This window comes from Ornithinibacillus californiensis, from assembly GCF_001038485.1.
Lineage (GTDB): Bacteria > Bacillota > Bacilli > Bacillales > Amphibacillaceae > Ornithinibacillus > Ornithinibacillus californiensis.
Genome location: NZ_LDUE01000063.1, coordinates 136,544 through 161,530 on the forward strand (window position 1 = coordinate 136,544; position 24,987 = coordinate 161,530).

Annotated in this window: 21 protein-coding genes; 20 read left to right on the forward strand and 1 reads right to left on the reverse strand. The window is 36.3% G+C overall.

Annotation, left to right across the window (positions count from 1 at the left end; genetic code table 11):
* Window positions 1-99: 99 nt before the first annotated feature.
* The 19 genes from TE34_RS17005 to TE34_RS17100 all read left to right on the forward strand — a co-directional run bounded on the left by TE34_RS17005 (window position 100) and on the right by TE34_RS17100 (window position 23,639).
* Entirely contained in the window at window positions 100-1,158 is a 1,059-nt protein-coding gene (locus tag TE34_RS17005; RefSeq protein WP_047986012.1) for an LLM class flavin-dependent oxidoreductase, read from the forward strand.
* Window positions 1,159-1,171: 13 nt separating this feature from the next.
* Window positions 1,172-1,738 carry an NADPH-dependent FMN reductase gene (locus TE34_RS17010; RefSeq protein ID WP_047986013.1) on the forward strand — a complete coding sequence of 189 codons (567 nt, stop codon included), beginning with the start codon at window positions 1,172-1,174 and terminating at the stop codon, window positions 1,736-1,738.
* Between the two features lie 136 nt (window positions 1,739-1,874).
* Complete coding sequence (locus TE34_RS17015) at window positions 1,875-3,818, forward strand: GTP-binding protein (protein ID WP_047986014.1); 1,944 nt, start codon at window positions 1,875-1,877, stop codon at window positions 3,816-3,818.
* A 181-nt stretch (window positions 3,819-3,999) separates the two neighbouring features.
* The gene (locus TE34_RS17020) at window positions 4,000-4,275 is read left to right on the forward strand and encodes a hypothetical protein (protein ID WP_047986015.1); all 276 of its coding nucleotides are present in this window, start codon (window positions 4,000-4,002) and stop codon (window positions 4,273-4,275) included.
* 436 nt (window positions 4,276-4,711) lie between these two features.
* Complete coding sequence (locus tag TE34_RS17025) at window positions 4,712-5,539, forward strand: DUF6612 family protein (RefSeq protein ID WP_047986016.1); 828 nt, start codon at window positions 4,712-4,714, stop codon at window positions 5,537-5,539.
* A 436-nt stretch (window positions 5,540-5,975) separates the two neighbouring features.
* Window positions 5,976-7,097, forward strand: a complete 1,122-nt coding sequence (locus tag TE34_RS21705; protein ID WP_053075121.1) for a PcsB-like coiled-coil domain-containing protein — start codon at window positions 5,976-5,978, stop codon at window positions 7,095-7,097.
* Window positions 7,098-7,198: 101 nt separating this feature from the next.
* Window positions 7,199-7,654: a DinB family protein gene (locus TE34_RS17040; RefSeq protein WP_047986018.1), complete on the forward strand. Its 456-nt coding sequence runs from the start codon at window positions 7,199-7,201 to the stop codon at window positions 7,652-7,654.
* A 304-nt stretch (window positions 7,655-7,958) separates the two neighbouring features.
* A complete protein-coding gene (locus TE34_RS17045; protein WP_047986019.1) occupies window positions 7,959-8,627 on the forward strand; it encodes a response regulator transcription factor in 669 nt (222 codons plus the stop codon).
* Complete coding sequence (locus TE34_RS17050; RefSeq protein ID WP_047986020.1) at window positions 8,624-9,985, forward strand: sensor histidine kinase; 1,362 nt, start codon at window positions 8,624-8,626, stop codon at window positions 9,983-9,985. The genes TE34_RS17045 and TE34_RS17050 overlap by 4 nt, the downstream gene beginning before the upstream one ends.
* A 125-nt stretch (window positions 9,986-10,110) precedes the next feature.
* Window positions 10,111-11,022, forward strand: a complete 912-nt coding sequence (locus tag TE34_RS17055) for an ABC transporter ATP-binding protein (RefSeq protein ID WP_047986021.1) — start codon at window positions 10,111-10,113, stop codon at window positions 11,020-11,022.
* Window positions 11,019-11,729: an ABC transporter permease gene (locus TE34_RS17060; RefSeq protein WP_047986022.1), complete on the forward strand. Its 711-nt coding sequence runs from the start codon at window positions 11,019-11,021 to the stop codon at window positions 11,727-11,729. Before TE34_RS17055 ends, TE34_RS17060 begins: the two co-directional genes overlap by 4 nt.
* On the forward strand, window positions 11,730-12,461 hold the full coding sequence (locus TE34_RS17065) for an ABC transporter permease (RefSeq protein WP_047986023.1): 732 nt from the start codon (window positions 11,730-11,732) through the stop codon (window positions 12,459-12,461). It begins immediately after the preceding gene.
* Window positions 12,462-12,762: 301 nt separating this feature from the next.
* A complete protein-coding gene (gene cspD / locus TE34_RS17070) occupies window positions 12,763-12,963 on the forward strand; it encodes a cold-shock protein CspD (protein WP_047986024.1) in 201 nt (66 codons plus the stop codon).
* Between the two features lie 332 nt (window positions 12,964-13,295).
* A complete protein-coding gene (locus TE34_RS17075; RefSeq protein ID WP_047986025.1) occupies window positions 13,296-13,550 on the forward strand; it encodes a transcriptional regulator SplA domain-containing protein in 255 nt (84 codons plus the stop codon).
* Window positions 13,543-14,571 carry a spore photoproduct lyase gene (gene splB / locus TE34_RS17080; protein WP_047986069.1) on the forward strand — a complete coding sequence of 343 codons (1,029 nt, stop codon included), beginning with the start codon at window positions 13,543-13,545 and terminating at the stop codon, window positions 14,569-14,571. Before TE34_RS17075 ends, splB begins: the two co-directional genes overlap by 8 nt.
* Window positions 14,572-14,691: 120 nt before the next feature.
* Complete coding sequence (locus tag TE34_RS17085; RefSeq protein ID WP_047986026.1) at window positions 14,692-15,573, forward strand: aminoglycoside 6-adenylyltransferase; 882 nt, start codon at window positions 14,692-14,694, stop codon at window positions 15,571-15,573.
* A gap of 223 nt (window positions 15,574-15,796) precedes the next feature.
* A complete protein-coding gene (cyoE, locus tag TE34_RS17090) occupies window positions 15,797-16,693 on the forward strand; it encodes a heme o synthase (protein ID WP_047986027.1) in 897 nt (298 codons plus the stop codon).
* A 496-nt stretch (window positions 16,694-17,189) separates the two neighbouring features.
* A complete protein-coding gene (locus tag TE34_RS21545) occupies window positions 17,190-22,367 on the forward strand; it encodes a S8 family peptidase (protein ID WP_053075122.1) in 5,178 nt (1,725 codons plus the stop codon).
* Between the two features lie 219 nt (window positions 22,368-22,586).
* Complete coding sequence (locus TE34_RS17100; RefSeq protein WP_047986028.1) at window positions 22,587-23,639, forward strand: FUSC family protein; 1,053 nt, start codon at window positions 22,587-22,589, stop codon at window positions 23,637-23,639.
* 54 nt (window positions 23,640-23,693) lie between these two features.
* Here the strand turns inward: TE34_RS17100 and TE34_RS17105 are convergent, their stop codons facing one another.
* Window positions 23,694-24,032 (reverse strand): DUF4363 family protein, encoded by a 339-nt coding sequence (locus tag TE34_RS17105; RefSeq protein WP_047986029.1) that lies wholly within the window; start codon window positions 24,030-24,032, stop codon window positions 23,694-23,696.
* A gap of 89 nt (window positions 24,033-24,121) precedes the next feature.
* Here TE34_RS17105 and TE34_RS17110 point away from each other — a divergent pair, with 89 nt between their 5' ends.
* The gene (locus TE34_RS17110) at window positions 24,122-24,982 is read left to right on the forward strand and encodes a DUF421 domain-containing protein (RefSeq protein ID WP_047986030.1); all 861 of its coding nucleotides are present in this window, start codon (window positions 24,122-24,124) and stop codon (window positions 24,980-24,982) included.
* Window positions 24,983-24,987: the final 5 nt, after the last annotated feature.

Consider the following 24,987-nt stretch of genomic DNA (forward strand, 5'->3'; position numbering starts at 1 on the left):
TATTAGCTTAGGATGAACATTTTAGTGTACTATTATTTTATTGAAGTGAGAAATAATCTCATTTAACAGAACGTTTAAGCTTGGAGAGGATGTTCATAAATGGAAAATTATCGAATTGATCCTAATAAAGGATTAGAATTTGGTATTTATACGCTAGGAGACCATATACCAGATCCCCATACAGGTGAACGAATATCTGCAGAGCAGCGTATTCATGAGATAATTGAACTTGCTAAGTTGGCAGAGCAAGCAGGAATTGACTTTTTTAGTGTTGGTGAGAGCCATCAAGACTATTTTACGACTCAGGCACACACCGTTGTACTGAGTGCGATAGCTCAAGCAACTAATAGAATAAAAATAGGTAGTTCTTCTACAATAATTAGTACTTTAGATCCTGTCCGAGTTTATGAGGACTTTGCAACGATTGATTTAATTTCTAAAGGACGGGCTGAAATAATTGCTGGTCGTGCATCTAGAGTGGGTGTATTTGACTTACTTGGATACAATTTAAGGGATTATGAAGAGCTTTTTGAAGAGAAATTCGAACTATTGTTAAAAATAAATGAAGATGAGATAGTGAATTGGAGCGGGGAATACCGTGCCCCTTTAAGAAATGCCAAAGTGTTGCCAAGACCAATTCAGGGATCATTACCGATTTGGCGAGCTGTAGGCGGACCACCGGCTAGTGCTATTAAAGCAGGGTTGGCAGGTGTACCTATGTTTTTAGCGATGCTAGGTGGTCCAGCAATAAGTTTTAAACGTTCTATCGATGCATACCGAGAAGCAGCTAAGCAAAAGGGACATAATCCTGATGAATTACCAATAGCAACTGCTGGATTCTTTTATGCCGCAGAAACTACACAACAAGCTCAGGTAGAAACATATCCATATATTAATGAGGGTATGAAGCTAACAAATGGACGTGGTTTTCCAAAGCAGCATTTTGCACAAGGCGCTCATCCACATGATGTGATGAATATTGGTAGCCCACAGCAAATTATCGAAAAAATCCTGTACCAACATGAGGTGTTTGGTCATCAACGTTATATTGCCCAAATGGACTTTGGTGGCATTACATTTGATAAATTAAAGCGTAACATCGAATTGATTGGTGATAAAATATTACCAGAGATTAAGAAACATACGGCTAAGAAGTAGGGAGAGAAAACACATGAAAATTGTGGGGTTATCTGGTTCCATTGTTGGTTCAAAAACTAGAACTGCTATGGAATATACAATTGAAACTATTAGGAAAAAATATTCGGAAATTGAAGTCACTTTTATTGATTTGGCAGATTATGATATCCAGTTTAGTGATGGTAGGAATTATTTAGAATACGATGGGGACACAGGCTATGTAGCTAAAACTATTATGGATGCAGATGCAGTCTTAATCGGAACACCTATCTTCCAAGCTTCCATACCAGCTACTTTAAAGAATATTTTTGACCTTTTGCCGGAAAAAGCCTTCTTAGATAAAGTAGTAGGAATGGTTGTAACTGCTGGATCTCCAAAGCATTTCCTAGTTGTTGAGCAACAATTGAAACCCATTCTTGCCTATATGAAGGCACAAATTATACAGACTTATGTTTTTATCGAAGAACAGGACTTTTATCGCAAGGAAATCACTAATGATGACGTATTATTTCGGATTCAGCGCTTAGTGGAGGACACTGTGACACTTGTTGAAACATATCAAAGTATCCGTATGGAAAAAGAAGCGGAGTATGGATTTTAGAGGAATCTGGTGTAGGAACCAGGTTCTTTTTTTTTGCCAAATATTTTACAGTATTTTTCACAAGTGGACATCGAACTTGGAAAGTAAAGAAATTGACATGTTATACTATGGTCAAGAAGTATAAAGGGGCTTAACGATGAAGAAAACTATAGGTATATTAGCACACGTAGATGCTGGAAAAACAACCTTCTCTGAGCAATTACTTTATCATACGAAGGCAATTAAGCAACGTGGAAGAGTAGACCATCAAAATGCGTTTCTTGATAGCCATGAGATCGAGAAACAGCGAGGAATTACGGTGTTTGCGGATCAAGCCATCTTTCAATATAAAGATTCTACCTATTACTTAATTGATACACCAGGGCACGTGGATTTTTCTCCTGAAATGGAACGAGCTATAAGAGTAATGGATTATGCTATTATTCTAATAAGCGCAGTTGAGGGGATTGAAGGACATACCGAGACGGTTTGGAATTTATTACAGAAACACCATGTTCCTACCTTCTTCTTTATTAATAAAATAGATAGAACGGGTGCTAATCCAGAAAAAGTTATTGATGATATACATGACAATTTTACTGGTGATATTTTAGATGTTACAAATACTTCCATGAGTAATGAGGGAATTATCGAGTTTGTTGCTGAACGGGATGAAGAACTTTTAGAATACTATATGGAATACGGGTATAATGAAGAGTTGTGGTTAAGTAAAATGCAAGAGTTAATTAAAAACAGAAAAATATTCCCTTCCAACTCAGGATCGGCATTGCAGGATGCTGGTATAAAAGAGTTCCTAGAGTATTTTAATCTTTTTACTAACACAGACTATAATCCGGATAAAGCTTTTTCCGGTAGAGTTTATAAAATAAAATTTGATGAAGCAGGTACTCGGTTTACTGTAATAAAAATACTAAGTGGAACTCTAAAAACAAGGGAAATGGTTGACTATGGAAATTCTGATTATCGTTTTTCAGATAAAGTAAGCCAAATTAGAAGATATAATGGAGATAAATTTGAAATAGTTCGCGAAGTTTCTGCTGGAGAGATAGTTGCAATTACTGGGTTATCGAATGCCACTGTTGGTGACGGTGTTGGAGCTCTTACAGATAGAATTAATTATGACATGGTACCTACATTACGCTCCAAGGTTGTTTTTGAGCCATATATTAACGTAAAAGATGCCTTAAGGTACTTTACGATGTTGAATTTAGAAGACCCTTCCCTACAGGTAATCTGGGAGGAAAAGCTACAACAGATACATATCCACGTTATGGGTACGATACAACTTGAGGTGCTGGAACAAGTTGTATTCGATCGTTTCGGGTTAAAGATTGCTTTTGAGAGACCGGAAATTATATATAAAGAAACTGTAGAATCAGAGGTAATTGGTTATGGACATTTTGAGCCACTTCGCCATTATGCAGAAGTACATTTGAAGATAGAACCTATACTTCGCAATAGTGGAATTGAATTTGAAAGTAATTGCCATACGGATGATTTATCAGTAGGGATGCAGAATTTGGTACGACAGCATATATTCGAACGGGAGCATCATGGATTATTGACTGGTTCTGGCCTTACAGATGTAAAGATAACTTTATTAACAGGTCGGGCGCATAACGAGCATACACATGGTGGGGATTTTCGTGAAGCTAGTTTTCGAGCACTTCGGCAAGGTTTAGAAAAAGCAAAGAATGTTCTTCTTGAACCGTATTATCGATTCAAGATTAGAGTAGCTATTGATCAAATGGGACGTGTATTATCAGATGTTCAAGCAGCACATGGCCAGTTTGATGCTCCAGTGACTGAAGGAGAAAAGGCTATTATTACTGGTAAAGTTCCGGTAGTAACTTTCATGGAGTATAGTTCGACGCTTGCCTCATTTACGAAAGGAAAAGGAAGCATTTCTTTAACTTTTGGTGCATATGATCGGTGCCATAATGAAGAAGAAGTGATATCGCGAACAGGGTATGACAAAGATGCTGATCCTGACTACACATCATCATCGGTATTTTGTGCAAAAGGTGCAGGTTATAGTGTGAAATGGGACGAAGCGGAGAAAAAGATGCATTTATTATAAATAAAAATATTCAAATTTGTAGTAGTCTAAATTAGTTAGTTTTCTTCTTGTCTTTGTACTTTTACTGTGAGTATTCTTGTTATACGACTAAACTTCATTTGAATCCACACATATTTGTAAGGTGGTTTGGAACAATAAAGATAGTTATTTTGTTTATCTTTTAGTAATGGAGGTTAACCAATTGGCACAAGTAAATATGCATGAAAAACTACAGCAGGCAAGTAAAATGTTAAAAGAGGCACAACAGGCTGTAATCCAGGCTCAGGGGCAAGACATACAAACTGTTGAACGAGCTCATGAATTGCTTAATCAGGCTGAAAGTGAACTGCAAAATTTGCAGAATCAGGCTGGTAGGGAAGCAATTGAAAACTCGCAGTTTCAACAGGCTTTTGAATCTCTTCATGATATTAGGCAGCAAGCACAGGAAGCAGCCCAAAACATTCGTGATGAATTATAATGGGAAGAATAGGTTGGGACATAACTCAATCAGAGGCAGTAAAAGAAGAATAAACACTACATTAGCCCCGGAAATATACGGAGACTCCTGTGGGAGGATAGGCATAGGTGAGACCCCGGTGATGCACCTGCGTCTACGAGTAACGCTACGAAGAAGGCTTCCTCGGTGCAAGGCAGCAAAGAAGCCTATTCAAGTAGTAGCCTGGCTCACCAGCCGCCCACGGAAAGCGCAGTATATATCCGGGGCGTGTTATATGCACTAATAACAATATTCTATTTTGCCTTTGATAGAGATACTTTTGTCTCAAACCCTTCTTTTTTAATTGTCTGGGACTTTTGTATCAAATTAACGGTAACCACCAGTATTATTGAAACCTTTAATAGGTAATTGTCGTAATTACAACTGTATCGAATACTTATTAAGGGGATGGAAGGTTTTGAAAAAATGGTTATTAACTGGTTTCTTAGTAGTAATGATATTTGGACTCGCGGCATGTGGTGAGGATGCTGAAGAAGTATACACAAAAGCACTTGAAGCTTCTGAAAAGATGGAAAGTGCTAAAGTGGCTATGAAAATGAATCAAGAAATTTCGATGGCCGATGAGGGTAAAGTAGTTATTGAAAGCGACATGGAAGGATCTGTTATTAACGATCCCTTAGCAATGCACCAAAAAGGAACCATGTTGATGTCTATGGAAGGGGAAGGCATGGAAAACGAAATGCCGCTCGAAATGGATACAGAAATATATTTAGTTGAGGATGAAATGTATATCTTCGAGTCGCTATCTCAACAATGGATTAAGGCTGATAGCTCTCTTGTCCCAATTGACACGTTAACTGCTAATCAACCAGATGTTTCTGAACAGCTAAAAATGATGGAAAAATATGTAGAGGATTTTGAGTTTGATAAGTCTGATGATGGTTTTATTTTTAAACTAACTGCTGACGGAGAAGGTTTTAAAGAGTTAACAAAAGACATGCTAGAAGAATATCTTCCACAAGAGTTATCCGAACAACTTGGAGATATCACGAAAATGTTAGAAGACATGGAAATTAAGGCACTTAGTGTTGAAATGGTTATTGATAATGAAACGTATGATTTAAAGACCTATAATATGGATATGAAAATGTCCATGACAGTTGAAGGTGAAACAGTTGATATCGTACAGCATATAGAATCTGATTATAAAGATATTAACACAGTAGATAACATTGAAATACCGCAAGAAGTTAAGGATTCTGCAATTGATGGAGCTGGATTATAAGATAGTTAAAAAGATTGGCCCTTATTTTGGGGCAATCTTTTTTTACTGTTTTTTTATATCGCCCAAATATGATAATAATAAATGGGAAAAAATTAGAGTTAATGTATATGCAATGACGGGTTCATTAGTAGTCCAAATGGCTGTTAATGTTAAGTACAGGATAGTAGATAAACCAACTAATAATATCAAATATATAAAGAAGCTTATAAAAGTATTCATGGGATAATCCTCCTTTGAATCTTTCTTTTTATTATTTTACCATACTTCCTATGATTACAAATTGTGTGATAAGTAGTAGTAGATTAATGGTTGCTACTAAACTATGAAATATAATTGTAATCTCATTCTAAAGAAGAAGAAATCTAGCAATGTTATACTTTCAATTGGTAGATTTTATTTTGAACTTAAACTGATATATAGGAAGCAGGGGAAAAAGTTGAGAAGATTAACTGTAATTACCTTAGCTATTTTAATTACATTAGGAACAATGTTAAGTAGTACACATGTATTAGCTGCAGCAAAAGATGAATTGCAAAATATAAAAGAGAAAAGAGAACAAATCGATAAAAAATTAACTGGTGCGGAGTCTCAAATAGCTGAAATTATGTCTGAAATAGATGAACTTAATAATGAGATAAACCATATCAACGAGGATATTGCTGACAATCAAGCATCTATTAATAAAACAGAAGAAAATATTGCTAACACCATAGATGAAATAGGTAACCTTCAGGAAGAAATTAAACAATTAGAAGCTGATATTGAGAAACGGTATGAAATTCTTGATGGCAGAATCTCTTCCTACCAAAAGTCTGGTGGTGCAATTAGTTATCTAGAGGTGTTATTTGGAGCACAGAGCTTTAGTGATTTCATTAGTAGAATCACTATGGTAAATAAGGTAACGGAGTCGGATGCAGAACTTATATCAGATCTCGAATCTGATATTAAAACTGTGGAGGAAAAGAAATCACTTTCACTTGGAAAGCTTGACGAACTGAATAAGATGAAATTAGAACAAGAAGAATTACTAGCACAGATACAAGAACAAAAAGAGCAGATTAATAAAGATAGAGCTTCGCTAGAAACTAAGCAAAATAACTTATTTACTCTTATTAACGATCTGAAGGCAAAAGATAGTAGCCTTGCTTCAGTTGAAATGGAAGTAAAGCAGCAAATTGCTGATGAAGAAGCAAAATCTAGAGAGTTAGAGCTAAAAGCAAATAAGTCTGTCGATACTGAGAATAACGAGGGAGATCTTAAGCATCCTGAAGGAAAAACGATTACTGTTAGATCTACCGCATATACGGCTAATTGCACCGGTTGTACCGGAATAACATACACAGGTATTAATCTTAAGGAAAATCCAGATGCTAAAGTCATTGCAGTTGATCCGTCGGTTATTCCTTTGGGGTCAGTTGTCCATGTTGAGGGGTATGGATATGCGATTGCCGGTGATATTGGTAGTGCAATAAATGGTAATAAAATTGATGTTTTTGTTCCATCTCGTGCCGAAGCTTTACAGTGGGGAGTTCGACGCGTAAAGGTTACGATACAATAATTACAATACCGAGATGTGTCTAAGTATACCAATGGGCACATCTCTTTTATTTGGTTTAGGATTCCATTATACTTATAGTTGTTTGGATAGGAGGAAAAAATATGTCAGTATTAAAGCAATTTAACCTTACAAGAACATCGTTATTAACTTATTTAAGTGAGTTGGATGAAGAAATATTGGATCGTCAATCAAAGCACTTTGATCAAACAATTCGATGGTTTATAGGAAATACGTTATTTGTTAACGAAAAATTACTATTCGTTAGCAAGAAATCACATACCTTACCAAGTGAATACAGTCAGCTGTTTAGCTCTGATATAAATGTTCAAGATTGGACTATTCAACCCCCAACATTGGATGAACTCATGGATAAACTGGAAGATCAACAAAATAGAATTAATAAATTTGATGAATTATTCTGGAAATCGGATGTTAAATTTAAAGTTCCTTACGGCCATGTAGAGTCCCATGGAGACTTACTAATTATGCTAGCGCATAGAGAAGCAGAACTACTGGGGAAATTAAAAGTTATGAGACAAGTATTAGATGTTGAATAAAAACGGAAAACTCGCTATTATTAGCGAGTTTTTTTGTTTGGAGAGTTAGAACCAAATTACATTACTGATATATTTTCTATAAAATGGTATTGTAGATTCATAGAATAGTGAATATTTAATATATAGAGTTTATAGTATGGTAAAAAGAAAGGAGTTAGATAAAATGGAACCAAATAAGAAATCTCCAATTTATAATAGCTTATTCTTTTGGTTAATCATTCTAGTAATCGCATTAGGGATAGCAGGATTTATATTAGGAAAGTAGACGTAATGGGGACAGTCCCTAAGAAAGTGGGGAAATGAGTTGGCTCATGTATTATACATAGAAGATGAAAGAGAAATCGGGGAATGGGTAGAAAAAGATCTTACAGCTAGAGGACACCAAGTCACTTGGCTGACGTCGGGTGAAGGCCTAGATTCGTATATTTCCCAATCAGATATTATGATTTTAGATGTTATGTTACCGGGATTAGATGGATTTTCTATAGGTAGAAGAATTAAAAAGGATCATGCTACTTTACCGATATTAATGTTATCAGCAAGAACTTCCGTAGAAGACAAGGTAGAAGGACTAGATTTTGCGGATGATTATTTGACAAAACCATTTCATCCAGATGAGTTAGCAGCCCGAGTGGAAGTCTTACTAAGAAGATTCCAAAAGCAAAATGAAATAATTGAGCTTCAGCATTTAATTATACATACAAAAGATGGATTAGTTGTGAACCGTGAGACGGAAAAAGAGATTCAATTAACCGGTAAACAATTCCACTTATTTCAGTTCTTTCTAAAACATTTGAATCAGATCCTAACGAAAGAACAGTTATATGAAGGTGTTTGGGGCGAACGATACCTTGAAGGTGACAAGACGTTAATGGTTCATATACGCTATCTGCGGGAGAAAATAGAAAAGAACCCTGCCAGCCCAACGATTATTGAGACCATCCGTGGAATTGGATATAGGGTGAAACTATGAATAGATTTATGAAGTCACTTTTGGCAAAATATATGGTTATTATTTTTATGGCAATCATTGTTGTGCAAATAGCTTACTTTATTGTTGGATCAATTGCTATATTAGGATTTGACTTAGGCCATAAAGAAGATGTAGATGCAAATAATGTAGAAGAAAAGTGGCATAAGGCTGTACAGAACTTAAATATGGTTACACAAGAAGAGATAACAAATCTGTTTAACGAATGGAAGGTACATTATCCTGAAGCCGGTATGTTTTGGGTTGATGGTGATGGGAGAATGCAAGTAGAATTAGATGCTACGGAAGGATTACCCAAGCAATGGTCAATTATAGATATTGTAAAGTTCAATAAAGAAAGATATGATGGAGACCCTTTCACTGTAATGGCTTTTGCTGGTGATAAGGAGAATGAAAGTTTAGTAGTATTTGAAGTACCAAGAACAATTTTTGATCCACCGTTAATAACTGCATCTCAAAAATATGGTTATCTAATTTTAGTTGGTGTGTTAGGTTTTATTATTTTATTTATAGTCGTTTCGTTCGTATTCTTTAGAAGAATTCAAAAGCGATTACTCAGATTACAAGATGCTATGGGAATACGTGATGAAAATGGTCTACCTATAGAAGTAGTTACAAAAAAAGAGGATGAAATCGGACAGCTTGAGAAATCCTTTAATCATATGGTGACAGAAATAAGGGCGAGTCGAATGCGAGAACAAAAGGAGGAACAAGTCAGAAGAGAATTGATTGCTAACCTCTCCCATGACCTTAGGACTCCTTTAACAAAAGTTCGTGCTCAAGCCTACACTATTAAGCAACAACATCTATCCGAAGAAGGAGAGACAGCACTCAGAGCAATTGAAATATCGATTGATAACATTGATCGATTAATTGACAATCTAATGTCCTATACATTATTGATGGCAAGTAAATATCAGTTTGTACCGAAAGAAATAGACATTAGCCGCTTTGTGAGGGAATCCCTTGCAACATGGTATCCAGCATTTGAAAAAGATAATTTCGAGATTCAAGTCTCATTAGAATCTCTTAACAATTGGCACGTTGATCCAATATGGATGGGAAGAATATTAGACAATCTATTCCAAAATATTTTACGCCACGCTAAAGATGGTAAGTATATTGGAGTTCAATCTGAAAACATCGATCAGTTTGAAGCAATAGTTATTCTTGACCACGGAAAGGGCCTTGATAAAGAATCCGAAGAAAAAGGAGCAGGCATAGGGTTAGCAATCGTCGATATGATGGTAAAAGGGATGTCACTAGAATGGGAAATTGAAACTAGTGAACAAGGTACAACTATTCGAATAAAGAGACCCAAAAAAGGTGTAAATGACTAACTCATTTACACCTTTTTTAGAGGGACAGTCCCTCATTATGTAAACTAGGATTTAAACGAATTTTAAACTAACAGCTACCTTGGTTTTAACCTTTGTACTTTATTCTAGGATTAGAGGTGATCATAGTGGAATATGTTGTAGAAACGAAAAAATTAACGAAGAAATTTGGTATTGAATATGCCGTTGCGGATTTGGATCTGAAAATACCTAAAGGGGAAATTTACGGTTTTCTTGGACCAAATGGTGCAGGGAAAACAACGACGATTCGTTTATTGTTAGGCTTAATGCGTCAAAATACTGGGACTATCAAAATCTTTAATAAGGATTTGAATAGTACTCGGTTAGAAATCTTAAAAAAAGTTGGATCACTAGTAGAGAATCCATCCTATTATGGTCATTTGACAGCAAGGGAAAATTTAGAAACATTACGTAAAATTCATGGTGCTCCAAAGCAACGAATCGATGACGTATTAGATATTGTTCGTTTGTCAGATGTAGGAAATAAAAAAGTAAAAGGTTTTTCACTAGGTATGAAACAACGCTTAGGGATAGCGGCATCTCTTCTAAATAATCCAGAGTTATTAATATTAGACGAACCAACTAATGGATTAGACCCATCTGGAATCATTGAAATACGAAATTTAATTAAACGATTGCCATCAGAGTATGGTATGACTGTATTAATTTCTAGCCATTTACTCTCAGAAATCGACCAGATTGCCACTAGTGTAGGGGTCATTTCCAAAGGGAAAATGATTTTCCAAGATTCCATAGAGGAAATGCGTATGCTATCACAACAAAAGATTTCACTTAAGTTAGATGACAATGAAAAAGCGTGGCGATTCTTATCTTCAAAAGGGGTAAAAGTGGAACCTGAAAATGATTGTTTAGCGTTGGTTGAGCAGAGTGACCAAGAGATTGCTCATGTCATTCGGATGTTGGTAGAGAACAACTTCTCCATCTACCGAGTAGAAGAAGAGAAGCGCTCACTTGAGGATACATTCCTTCAAATGACAATGGAGGAGAAAGCGGTATGATAAGTAAATTAGTACAAACTGAGTTTATGAAACTTAGGCGAAAAGGAATTTGGTTTTTAACTTTCCTAGGTCCGTTCGGTGTAGTAGCCCTTCAAATGGTAAACTACGGATTGAGGAAGGACTGGTTTATATCACAAGGAACCTATGAATGGTTCTATTATGTACGCAATGTGAGTGCTTTTACACCGTTTGCATTAATTCTAGGGATAGTTATTTTAACATCATTTATGGCTAGTATTGAAAGTGAAACAAAGGCTTGGAAGCAAGTAATGGCCTTGCCGGTTACCAAGTGGAGTGTATATATAGCTAAGTATACAACTCTAGTAGCTTTATTAATGATTGCATGTCTTCTATTAGTCATATTCACATTATGTTTTGGCCTATATTTAGGTTTTGATGGTAATGTTCCTTATCTGGATATTATAAAATACAGCTATTATCCGTTTATAGCTGCGTTACCTGTATTAGGTTTGCAACTGTGGCTAGCTACGGTTAGTCAAAATCAAGGGTTACCGATAACACTAGGGGTATTAGGGGTCATCCTCAGTTATATGGCTTATTTTTTACCTGATTGGATGATTTGGAAGTGGCCTTCATTAGACAATGCTTGGGACGAACCACTAGTCAATGTTGGATTAGGATTGGCAGTAGGATTGGGGATATATCTAATTGGAATGATTGATTTTATTAGAAGGGACGTAAAGTAGATGGTCTCATTATTGCGATCAGAGTGGTATAAATTAAGAAAATCAAAGATTGTTTACATTCTTTTAGTTGGTCCAGTTGTTGGGCTAATCATAGGGATATTTACTAATATAGATATGCTACCTCTGGAAATGAATCAATGGGTGGGGACACTCATGATGATGAATTTAACTTATGCATTATTATTTTTACCGTTAATCACTGGTGTCTTAGCTGGTATGATATGTAAGTATGAACATGATGCAGGAGGTTGGAAGCAATTATTAGCATTACCAGTGACCAGAGGAAAAGTATTTGTCGCAAAATACTTTTTGCTCATGTTATTAATCTTAGCTATTCAAGTATTCTATCTTGTTTCTCTTTTAGGAATCGGTTTCGCAAAAGGTTTTACAGATACATTCCCAATTGAGGTTGTCTGGAAAAGCATACTTGGCGGATGGGTTGCAACATTACCATTAGCCTCCCTACAGCTTTGGATGTCTATGATGTTTAAAAGTTTTGCTGCATCCTTTTCAGTCAATGTTATATTTACTCTTCCTACTATCGTAATCGTAAATTCAGAGAGGTTTGGCCCCTATTATCCATGGGCTCAGCCATTCTCCATGATGTATCTCAGTGGTGATACGAATGATATTTTTTTCGTCCCGTGGGATCACCTACTAACAGTAGTGGGTGGGAGTTTTATAGCGTTTTTCGTCGCAGGATTTATTTACTTTCAAAGGAAAGCGGTCTAGTTTTAACATTCCAATAATACGCCTCTTCCTAGGTTTACCTATAAAGTTTGCAAAATTTTAGGGGGATAAATTGTAGGAGATGATGAGTCTAAGTTCTTATTTTTTTACTCTTGAGAGAAAAATTTTTAAAAAAAGGTATAGTTTTTTGCTAAAACGTGCTATACTAAGAATAACTTATTGATGTTCCGTGTAATATACAAGATTTATGTAATAACTTTCTAGTGATTATCTTCGTCTTGAAATTATCATCTTGAACTGAAATTAGTAATATACGTGCATAATGCACATGGAGGTTTTTTCTATGAACACAGGTTCAGTAAAATGGTTTAACGCAGAAAAAGGTTTTGGATTTATCGAAGTTGAAGGTGGAGACGACGTATTCGTACACTTCTCAGCAATTCAAGGCGACGGTTTCAAAACTCTAGAAGAAGGTCAACAAGTTTCTTTCGAAATTACTGAAGGTAACCGTGGACCACAAGCTGCTAACGTAACTAAAATATAATTAATAAAAAAGCTCTTCTCCTCGGAGAAGGGCTTTTTATATGCTCTAATCTTTATTTGTCCCTCGTATTCCCTCATGATCAAGTACTTCTATAGCTACAGACCAATGTAGTATGGTCTGGTCCCAACCTAATTCACGTAAATCTAAACCTTCCATTTTATTTGCCCTAACTTCTCAGGTTTAAGTCAATATGCAGACCATGTTGTGGAAAAAGAAAAATACCAAACATTAATTATACTAAGGAATTGAGTTTTATATAAAACCTTTACATATTTATAGCCGGAAGAGGAATAATGATGATAATTATGTAAGGTAAAGGTTAGGTGGTAAACATGGTTGAGAGCTTCAGCCCAGGTGAAGTAGTATACATTATTATTCGAAACCCGCATGCACAAGACGTTGCTCAAGTTCAACAAGCAGCAGTTGTCGTTAACCCGGAAAATCCTTCTGAATTAGCATTATTTGCACATGAAACGTATTATCCTTTTTCAGAGGAATTTGCCGTTTTTAAAACAGAAGAAGAAGCAGAGACAGCTTATAAAGAAGCTTTTGGTACTTATGAGGAGTTTGATGAATTTTATGGTTAAACCATTTGTACCCCAGTTAGTCTATATAGAACCTCGAGCATTAGAGTATCCACTAGGCAGAGAGTTGCAAAAGAAGTTTGAGGATATGGGTGTTGAGATTAGAGAAACTACCTCTCACAATCAAATTCGAAACCTTCCTGGGGAAAATCATTTTCAAAAATACCGGATTGCTAAGTCAACACTAGTCGTTGGAATTAGAAAAACATTAAAGTTTGATACGTCCAAGCCCTCAGCGGAGTATGCAATCCCTTTTGCTACAGGGTGCATGGGGCATTGCCATTATTGTTATTTACAAACTACGATGGGTAGTAAGCCATATATAAGAACATACGTGAATGTAGAGGAAATATTTGATGCAGCTGAAGTATATATGAAGGAACGTGCCCCTGAGATCACAAGATTCGAAGCATCATGTACGTCAGATATAGTGGGGGTAGATCATTTAACACATACATTGAAGCGAGCAATAGAGTACTTCGGTAAAACAGATCATGGTAGATTACGCTTCGTTACAAAGTTCGCTCATGTAGACCATTTACTTGACGCTAAGCATAATGGGCGAACAAGGTTTCGCTTTAGTATTAATGACGATTACATTATTAAATATTTTGAACCTGGGACTTCCCGGCTGAATGAAAGGATCGAGGCTGCTGCAAAAATAGCAGAGGCTGGGTACCCGTTAGGATTTATTGTTGCTCCAATTTATATACATGAGGGCTGGAAAGAGGGCTACCTAGAAATGTTTGAAAAGTTAGAAGCTCAGTTACCTAGTTATGCTCGAAAGGATTTAACATTTGAGATGATTCAGCATCGTTTTACAAAGCCAGCAAAGCGTGTAATTCAAGAAAATTACCCAATGACTAAACTAGAGCTTGATGAGTCAAAACGAAAATGGAAATGGGGGAAATATGGTATAGGGAAATACGTATATAACGACAATGAGCAAGAGGCTATTAAAGATACATTAGGCGGATATATCAAAAAGTATTTTCCAGAAGCAAAAATTGAGTATTTTACATAATTATCTTTTGAATAGATAGGAAATTAGCACATAGCGACAGTGGAACGGAGAACCTGTCGCTTTTTTGCATTGTTCTAGAATATAATAGAGTTATTAAGTCTAGTTATAGGGGGAAATAGGATGAGAACAGAAGAAGAGATGTTTCAACTAATCCTGGGAATTGCCAAAAGGGATGAGCGTGTACGTGCTGTCTATATGAATGGTTCTAGGGCGAATCCGACAGTATCTAAGGATATTTTCCAAGACTATGACATTGTATATGTAGTAACAAATGTAGATACTTTTGTTAACGATAAGAATTGGATTACTCAATTTGGTGAATTGTTAATGGTTCAGGAACCAGAGAAAATGGATGATGCGCTTGGCAGAGTGGTCAACCTTAGTCAAAACTATGGTTATTTAATGTTGTTTACAGATGGCAATCGAATTGACCTACATCTGCAAACCAAAGAATTTATGTTAACCAATTATAGAAATGATAGCCTCACTATACCTTTGTTAGACAAAGATGGTTGTCTACCAACAATATCGCAAGCAACTGATAAAGATTATTGGACTAAACGGCCATCAGAAGCAGAATATTTTAGTTGCTGTAATGATTTTTGGTGGTGTTTGCAGAACGTCGCCAAGGGAATATGGAGGGACGAATTACCATATGCAAAGCAGATGTTTGAATTAGTGATACGTCCAAGACTAGATCAAATTGTTAGTTGGTGGATTGGTATGGGATATGATTTTAAAATTTCATCAGGTAAAATGGGGAAATATTTTAGAAGATATCTACCAAGTGACTATTGGGAGAAATACCAAAATACGTATTCTGATAGTAATTATGAAAAAAATTGGGAGGCTTTGTTTACGACCTGTGAGTTATTTCGTACCTTAGCAAAGGAGGTTGCAAATGAACTTTCATTCGACTATCAATATAAAGATGATATAAATATGACCAGGTATCTAAAAAGTGTACGCAACTTACCTATATGTGCTCAACAGATTTTTTAACATGAAACAGATTAAAGAGAAGAGGTTTTTTTACGGAAAGTTTGTCCTTCTCTACCAAATTCCTTTCTAAAATAAAGTACATAAAGCTAACTATAACTGTTCATCAAATAGTACTAAATAAAACTGAGAAAAAAATAGCAAGAAATGTTACAATAGTAGAAGTGTAAATGGGAAAATACTCCTAACGTTTCTAGGATTGATAGAAGGGAATATTAATGGTAACATGAGTAATTTAAAAGATTTAAAACTTACATTAGACAAAACATTAAAAGTTGGGATAATCAAATCTAACCTTATTCCAATGTTTGCAGGGTTAACATTGGCTATGTACACTTATGATTATAAACTTACTGATAAAATACCTGAAACGATACTGGCTATTATCGGTACAGCTTTTATCATTGGTGCTGCAGGTGCCTTTAACAATGTTTATGACCGTGACATAGATGCAATTATGGAGAGAACGAAAGTCCGCCCGACAGTGACTGGGGTTATTAGTATACAAGCAACAATATGGATTGCAATTGTATTAGCAATTCTAGGTGTTATAGCCCTTTCATTTACAACCCTATTATCTGCATTTCTCGGATTTCTTGGTTTATTCTTATATGTTGTACCGTATACGATGTGGACCAAACGCAGAACTGTTTATAATACAGAGGTAGGTAGCTTGTCTGGTGCAGTTCCTCCGTTGATTGGGTGGGCGGCGATTTATCCAGATATAACACATCCGGCACTATTAGGATTATTTGTTATTGCAGTGCTTTGGCAAATGCCTCATTTTTATGCTATTGCTATTAGAAGACACGATGATTATAAAGCTGCAAATGTTCCTATGTTGCCAGTTGCTAAAGGTATTAAAAGGACATACTTACAAACCAATATTTATTTAATTGTTATGATGCTAGCTAGTTTTCTATTAGGATCCTTAAGTATCGGTCTTATGCTAGTAGGATTATTACTTGGTGGTATATGGTTAATCATTAGCATTGTTGCATTTAGACAAGAGGATTCAAAAAAATGGGCCAAAATGCTGTTTATTTATTCACTTATATATATGACAATCATGTTTGCCACAATAATTATTTACTCCCTAATGGGAATTATATTTAATTTATAAGAAAAAGTTCATGGGAGCTTTTTCTTTTTTTATGGTAATAATGTCTGGCAAATCAGAAATAAATGTAGGCCAATAGTAAGGGAATCCATTGAATTTTTTGTAGAAAATGTTAGAGATTGATCGTTTTTGTATATTAATCCATTTTTTTGTATTACTTTATCATTATTTTTCTTTCATAGTTTAGGAAAGTAAGAATTGGATTAATTAGTACTATTTGATAAAAACCCCTATTTATAAGGGTTTATGATTCTGTTTAACAAGAAACTCACAACTTTTATCACACTAGAGGATAATAATTATATAGGGATAAATATTCATTTTTTAAAAATTCAAAAAATGATGACAAAATTAGACAGAATATGACAAACTCCATAGCTTATAGTGGATACAACAACTAGAGAGAAATTCAACAACCAGACATGTTCTTACTTTTCAAGGAAAGGAGGCAAGTTTGGTTTTTTTGTTTCTAAAATAAGATTTGGGGGAGGAATATTCTTTGAAAAGAAGAAAACAGGCAAGAGGATTTAGTATAATTGCGACTATCCTGATGATCTTCTCATTGTTTGCTCCAGCCTTTGCTGGTGCACAAGCTAATACTAATGCTACGCCACACACTTCTTTAGTTGATTCCAAAGAAGTTGTAGAAGCTAAAGTTAGCAATAGCTTGTTGAAGTCATTTGACAAAGATGAGAAAGTCACATTTTTAATTAAATTTAAAGAAAAAGCAGACCCGATGAAGGTTGCTCAGGATGCACGCTCAAAAGCAAAAAGTGCAAGCCTTTCAGCTTTTAATCAAGAATTAGCACAACGATCCGCTGTTATTTCTGAACTGAAAGCAACAGCGATAACTTCTCAACGTAATGTTGCAAGTTTCCTAGAAAAAGAGGCATTAAATGGGAACGCAGAAGACATTAAAGAATTTTACATTGTAAATGCAATAGCAGTTACTGCTACAAAGGAAGTAGCTGAAAAAATTGCAAGCTTCTCAGAGGTAGAAAAAATTCTTCCGAATGAAAAGCGTCAGTTAATTAAAACTGAATTAGCAGGAGAGATAACTCCTAGTGCTAATACACAGAATATTGAATGGAACGTTGACCGTGTCAATGCACCAGCTGTATGGGGACTTGGTATTGATGGTTCTGGTGCAGTAGTTGCTAATATCGATACCGGTGTTGACTGGGAACATCCAGCATTAATGGAAAAATATCGTGGTTATGATGCGTCAACTGGTGAAGTTGACCACACTTACAGCTTTTTTGACCCTGTAAATGGACAAACAGTACCATACGATATTGATGGCCACGGAACACATACCATGGGTACGATGGTAGGTAGTGAGTCAAGTGGGTCTAACCAAGTTGGTGTTGCACCAGGTGCAAAGTGGATTGCTGTACAAGCATTTACAGCAGACGGTGCTTATGATACAGATCTAATCGAAGCTGGCCAATGGATTATGGAGCCAGGTGGAGATGCTTCTAAGGCCCCAGATGTAGTCAATAACTCATGGGGTGGAGGAGCTGGAATTGATGAATTCTATCGTGATATAGTGACCGCTTGGCGTGCAGCAGAAATATTCCCAGCTTTTGCTGCTGGTAATACGACGTTATTTAATCCTGGAGGCCCAGGTTCTGTTGCAACACCAGCAAACTATCCAGAATCATTTGCTGTTGGAGCTACAGATAATAATGATATGCTTGCAAGTTTTTCACTAAGAGGTCCATCTCCATATGGAGAGATTAAGCCAGAAGTATCTGCGCCTGGGGTGGCAGTACGTTCATCTATACCAGGTGGTGGATATGCTAGTTATAATGGAACGTCAATGGCAACTCCGGCAGTGGCAGGAGTAGTAGCATTACTCCGTTCTGCTAACTCGAGTCTGTCTGTTGATGATATGGAACAGTTGCTAATGGATACAGCAGTACCAAGAACAGATGCTGAATATCCAGAAAGTCCGAATAATGGGTATGGACATGGAATTGTTGATGCTTTTGCTGCAGTTTCTACCATTGCTGATGGACTAGGTTCAGTTGAAGGGCAAGTAACGATGGACGGTGAAGATACAGAAGCACCTGTATTTCAACATGAAGCTCCACCTGAAACTTATGCCGGACTTGACCTTGAGCTAGACATTAATGTTAGTGATAACATTAGTATTACATCCGTTCAATTACAAGCAGGTGACCAACTATTTGAAGCTACACGTAAATCTGGAGACTACAAATCTGGTGAATATAGTGTAACAATTCCAGGAGATTCACTAGAGGTTGGTTCATTTACTTATAGTTGGATTATTAATGACTTTGGTAACAACGAAGTAAATAGTGAAGAGTACTCCGTTGAAGTAAAAGCGGGTATTACAAACGGTTACTTTGAGAACTTTGAAGCGAATCCTGTAGGATGGCAAAAGACTGGTTCGAATAACTCATGGGAGTGGGGAGCACCTACTTCTGGACCAGGTGAAGCTTTCTCCGGTGAAAACTTATATGCTACTAATTTAGCTGGTCCTTATGCAAGTCGCATGGATGCACATCTTATTATGCCTCCAGTTGATGTTCCAGCTGAGGGAGACTCTTTCTTACAATTTAAGAGCTGGCACAACTTTGAAATGAGTTCTTCAGGAAGAGCTTGGGACTACGGACAATTAGTGATTTCAACCGATTTAGAAAACTGGACTGTCGTAGAAGAATTTGCGGGAACTTCAGATGGTTGGAGTAATATTGAAGCAGACTTAAGAGATTACCTAGGGCAACGAGTCTATGTTGGATTCTATACGTACTCTGATGGAAGTGTAACCAGAGATGGATGGTATATTGATGATGTTGCACTAACAAACGAATCTCAATATAGTAACGATGAAGTACCTCCAACATTCGACCATACACCACCAGGAGTTGCATATGTTGGAATGCCTTTGAACTTAAATGTGAATGTTCAAGATGATTTATTAGTAGGTGGGGCTACTCTACACTTCCTAAATGCAAATGGTGAATGGCAGGAACTCGAAGCTGAACTTGAATCAGGAAGTGATCTAGAAGCTACATTCTCTACTCTTGTTCCAGGTGAACATGTAACTGGTGAATCGTTTACTTACAAGTGGGCTGTTCGAGACTATGCTGGTAATACAGTGGAGAGCGAAGAATATGTCATTTCTCTAAGTGAAGGTATTACGGTAGGTTACTCTGAGGATTTCGAATCTGATCCTCAAGGTTGGACTCTAATTGGTACGAATAACGTTTGGGATCTGGGCGAACCAACTTCAGGACCGAATGAAGCTGTATCCGGTGTAAATGTTTATGCTACAAATTTAGGTGGAGAATATCCTGTACGTATGGATGGTACATTAATTATGCCAGTTGTGAGCGTTCCTGATGAAGGAGCATATCTACAATTAAAGAGCTGGCATGAATTTGAACAATCATCTACTGGAAGAGCTTGGGATTATGGTCAAATTGTTGTATCTACTGATTTAGTTGAGTGGACAACGTTGGCGGAATTCCATGGAAGTGCAATGGAATGGCAAGATGCGGAAGTAGATTTATCAGAATATGCTGGGCAATCTATATATGTTGGATTTTATGGCTACTCTGATGGTAGTGTAACAAAACTAGGCTGGTATATTGATGATGTTGCGATATCTGATACTTCTCTAAATCTAGCAAACAACCCTGCTAGTGAGAAATTTACAAAACAAGATGATGCAGCAGAAAAAGAAAAAGAAGCAGCATTAGAAAAGAATAACGCTTCTAAGGAGGCTGCTGTTCAACCAACAAAAGATGACTCAGTTTCAATGAATCCTGCAGTTAATCAAACTAGTGGATTGCCGTTAGGAGCTACAGTGTCAGTTTTAGAAAATGGACGTTCAGTTTCTACAAATCCACAAGATGGTTCATATAGAATGACACTTCCTGCTGGTACTTACACTTTGGTTGCTGAAACTTATGGATTCGCTGCAGAAGAACAAAGTGTAACTGTTGTAGAAGATGGAACTGCAACTGCAAACTTTGTACTAGAAGAGTTACCAAAGGCAACAGTTTCTGGTACGGTTACAAGTGATAAGTCTGGTAACCCAATTGCGGGAGCTACTTTAATACTTGTAGAAGATTCAAACGTTGCACCTGTTCAAACAGATGAAAATGGGAACTTCTCGATTACTGCATATGAAGGAACGTACACATTAAAGGTTCTTGCTCAAGACTATTATGGTCAAGAATTAGAAGTAACATTTGATCAAAACAAAACTCTTAATATCGCATTAGAACCATTCTTTACAATTCCTGGTGGAGAAATTGGTTATGATGATGGAACAGCAGAAAATGCGCGTGCTTTCTATGACGCTGGCAATGGTTGGGCAGTTAAAATGTCTCTTCCAGAAGGAAAAGAACAAGCAATTGTAACCGATGGAGTATTCCAATTCCACGGTACTGACTGGCCAGTTCCTGGTGATACACCGTTCGCTGTAGAGGTTTGGAGTGCTGGCGAAGATGGACTACCTGCTGAGAAATTAGCTGGTCCAATTGATGCAGAAGCAGTTCGTGATTTAAACGAGTGGACGGTTGTTGACTTAAGTGAACATAACATCCAAGTGAATGGTGACTTCTTTATGGTATACATCCAAACTGCTCCAAATCCAAATGTACCAGGATTAGCAACTGATGAAAATGGTACTAATGCTGGTAGAAGCTATCAATTAGTAGGTGGAGCTTGGTCACCATCACCGGCAGCTGAGGGGAACTACATGATTCGTGCCCGTGTCGCATATGGTGTAAGCGATCCAGTAATCACATCTCCTACTCATGGTGAATTTACAAATGAAACTGCTGTAACTGTTGAAGGAACTGCTTCACCTACAACTTCTGTAACACTATTAAATAATGGTGTAGAAACTGGCTCAGCAGAAGTAGGTGATGATGGAGTATTTAACTTTGATATCGATTTAGCTGAAGGTGAAAACGAACTTCAAGTAGTTACTTATATCAATGGTGAAGAAGCTACTGAGTCTGAGGCAGTAACGGTAACTCTGGACACGATTGCACCAGAATTGAACATTGCTAATGTTGAAGACGGTGATAAAACAAATCGTGAGACATTAACTGTTCAAGGTACAGTTAATGATGTTAACCTTTCTTCTGTAACTGTTAACGGACAAGAAGCACCTGTTGAAGCAGGAGCCTTCTCTAAGCGTATCTTACTTGATGAAGGGGAAAATGTTGTAGAGGTAGTTGCTACTGATGCAGCTGGTAATACAACAACGCAAACCTTTACAGTGATTGCAGACTTTACTGCACCAGTCATTGAAAATGTGACTCCTGCTGAGGACCAAACACTTCAAGCTGGTGAAACTGTAATGATTACCTTTGACAGTGAAACAGGATTAGATGCTTCCTTTGTTGTTCACTTACCACTAACTAATATGGGAACATCTAACGTAACAGAGCTGCCATTAACCGAAATGTCTGAAGGTCACTATGTCGCTTACTGGACTGTACCAAGTGGTATTGTTGCTGAAGGAGCAATAGTTGAAGTTATCGCGGTAGATGACTTCGGTAATGAATCTCGCGCACAAGCTACTGGTAAGCTGTTCATTACTGACGGAAGTGATGAAGAAGATGATAAAGGTAAAGGAAAAGGTAAAGGCAAGGGTAAAGGAAAAGGTAAAGGTAAAGGTAACAATTAATTACAATTAATCTTTTTCAAAGAACAGGTGCAGAGGGCTATATGAAGCCTCTGCACCTTTTTTCTCTTGAAATCTGTAAAAATTGATCCCAGATGATTTATAATATTTTTTTGTCGAATAGTTTAAACATAATAGTGATTGAATTTTATAGAATAAGTCACTATAATAAGTCTATCTTTAATAATCTCTTTTCTGGATTATTTACTTGAGGTGCAAAACATGGAATTTAACATTGGCCCGCGTATGGTAAAGACGGGTCTTGCGGTCGCATTAACATTGATTGTTACCGACCTTCTAAAACTAGATTTAGAGATTGTTGCTGCGATTGCAGCAGTACTAGCAATGCAACCATCCATCATGAGATCATACGCTTATATAAAAGAAGTAGTTATTTCTAACAGTATTGGAATAATCTTTGCATTAGGTGGTTATTTCCTAATAGGTAGTCATCCACTTTCAGTTGGGGCAGTTGTGATCATGTCAATTGCTATTAATATCAAACTTGGTCTTACCAAGACTGTAAGTTTAACAGTGTTAACAATTATAACAATGATGCTTGGTGGAGAAGATGGAGTAAGTTATTGGTATATAATCGAAAGGCTATCTTTAGTTGCTATTGGGGTATTAGCAGCTTTTATCATCAACGCTCTAGTAATGCCGCCAGACCACAAAAAAATCCTATTTAATTTAATAAAAAGTGCTAGTGAACAAACAAACTTTTTACTACGAGTAATCTCAAATAAAACAATGAGTGTACCACAAATGCGAGCTGAGGATAAGGAAGCAGAGAAACTTATTAATGATGCAAAAAATTACTATGAAATTATATCGGATGAACGCAATCGTTTGTTTATTCGCAAACGACTTAGTTTCTTTCGTAGCATTATTATCTACAAACATATGATTCAAGTGCTAGGTAAAAAACACACCTTAATACGAGAGTTAGAGAAAAATATTAATGAAATTGAACTGATGCCAAGTAATAAATCATATTTGATTAAAAAGCTTGTACAAGAAATTAACGCTTATAGTGAAAATATTCTACTACTTTATGAAGAGAAAATTATATTAGATAAAGATCTGCAAAAAGAAACAAAAGCAGCTATGCAAGTAACTATTAATAATTTGATTGAGGAATTACAAGGGGCTGAATTTTCTAAGTGGGCGATTGTATTTCCTATAGCAAATAGTATAATTGAGCTTTTTTTCGAGCTAAATAAACTAGAACGTTTCGTGCGGTTGAAAGAAAATAGAGATAAATCTTCAATGTAAGAAGAGGATATCTTGGGTAGTCAAGGTATCCTTTTTTGTTCAGTAAATTTCGACTTACATAGAATATATTTCTTCCAGGTATGCTCTTATCGTCGCTAATTCTATTAATGATTGTGTAGTATCTTGTTCATTAATGGATGCAATTAATCGTTCTAAACTCTCATGTAAACCTTCATATTCATTTTCATCCCCAAGTAACTGTAGTTTCCAAATATTCTTTTCATAGTAACTTTGAAATTCATTTAAGTAAGCATCAGTAGATTTCCAATCCTCTTCTTTAACAACTTGTTCAATATCCTCGATTTTATTAAAGAAGTGTTCACCGGCAATGGGTTTATTACACGCAGTTAAAATTAACAGAAAACCGAAAAGGATAAAGAATTTTTTATTCATAAGTACCCTCCATGTTGTATGTTATTTCTAGAATGTCCAATACTATAAAATGCTTACATATATTTCAAAAATAGTATGGAGGATAGCAAGTGCCTGAATATATTCTAACAATTATTCGCTCGTTGACGGCTTTTGGGATTTTATTAATAATGGCTCGTATAATGGGTAAAAAACAAGTTTCCCAGTTAACATTCTTTGATTACTGTGTTGGAATAACCATTGGGTCCATTGCTGCAAGTATGGCTGTCGATCAGGGGATTAAAATGTCAAATGGCGTAATTGCACTTATCTTATGGGGGGGTATTCCATTAATCTTAGGTTATTTAGGAATGAAGTCCAAAGTATTTTTAACTATTACTGATGGTCGGGCGGATGTGGTGATTGAAAAAGGGAAGATAATGGAGAAGAACTTGCGAAAAAATCATATGGCAGTTGAGGAATTACTACTATTATTACGTGAGAAGGATATATTTAAATTGGAAGATGTTGAAATGGCAGTGTTTGAAACAAATGGTCAATTAAGCGTTCTTAAAAAGACAGAAGTGCAACCTATCACACCACAAGATGTAGGATTGAAATTGGAACAAGAGCATGGGCCAACTATTGTGATATCAGATGGTCAGATTATGAAGAATAGTTTAGCGAAATTAGGATATTCCAGAGAATGGTTACTAGGGGAAGTCCAAAAGCAGGGGGCACTAGATATTAGTGATGTCTTTTTGGCTCAAGTGGATTCGAAAGGAAACCTTTTTGTTGACCTCTATGTGGATAATCTAAAGCAAGAAGTGGAAAAACAACGCCCACTAATTGCTTCAACACTTAAAAAATTACAAGCTGACTTTGAAAGTTTTGCATTACAAACTGAAAATCAGTCTGCCAAACAAATGTACACCGAGCAAGCTAAAAATCTGAAGGGGATTATAGATAATATAAATCCTTATTTAAAATAAAAAGG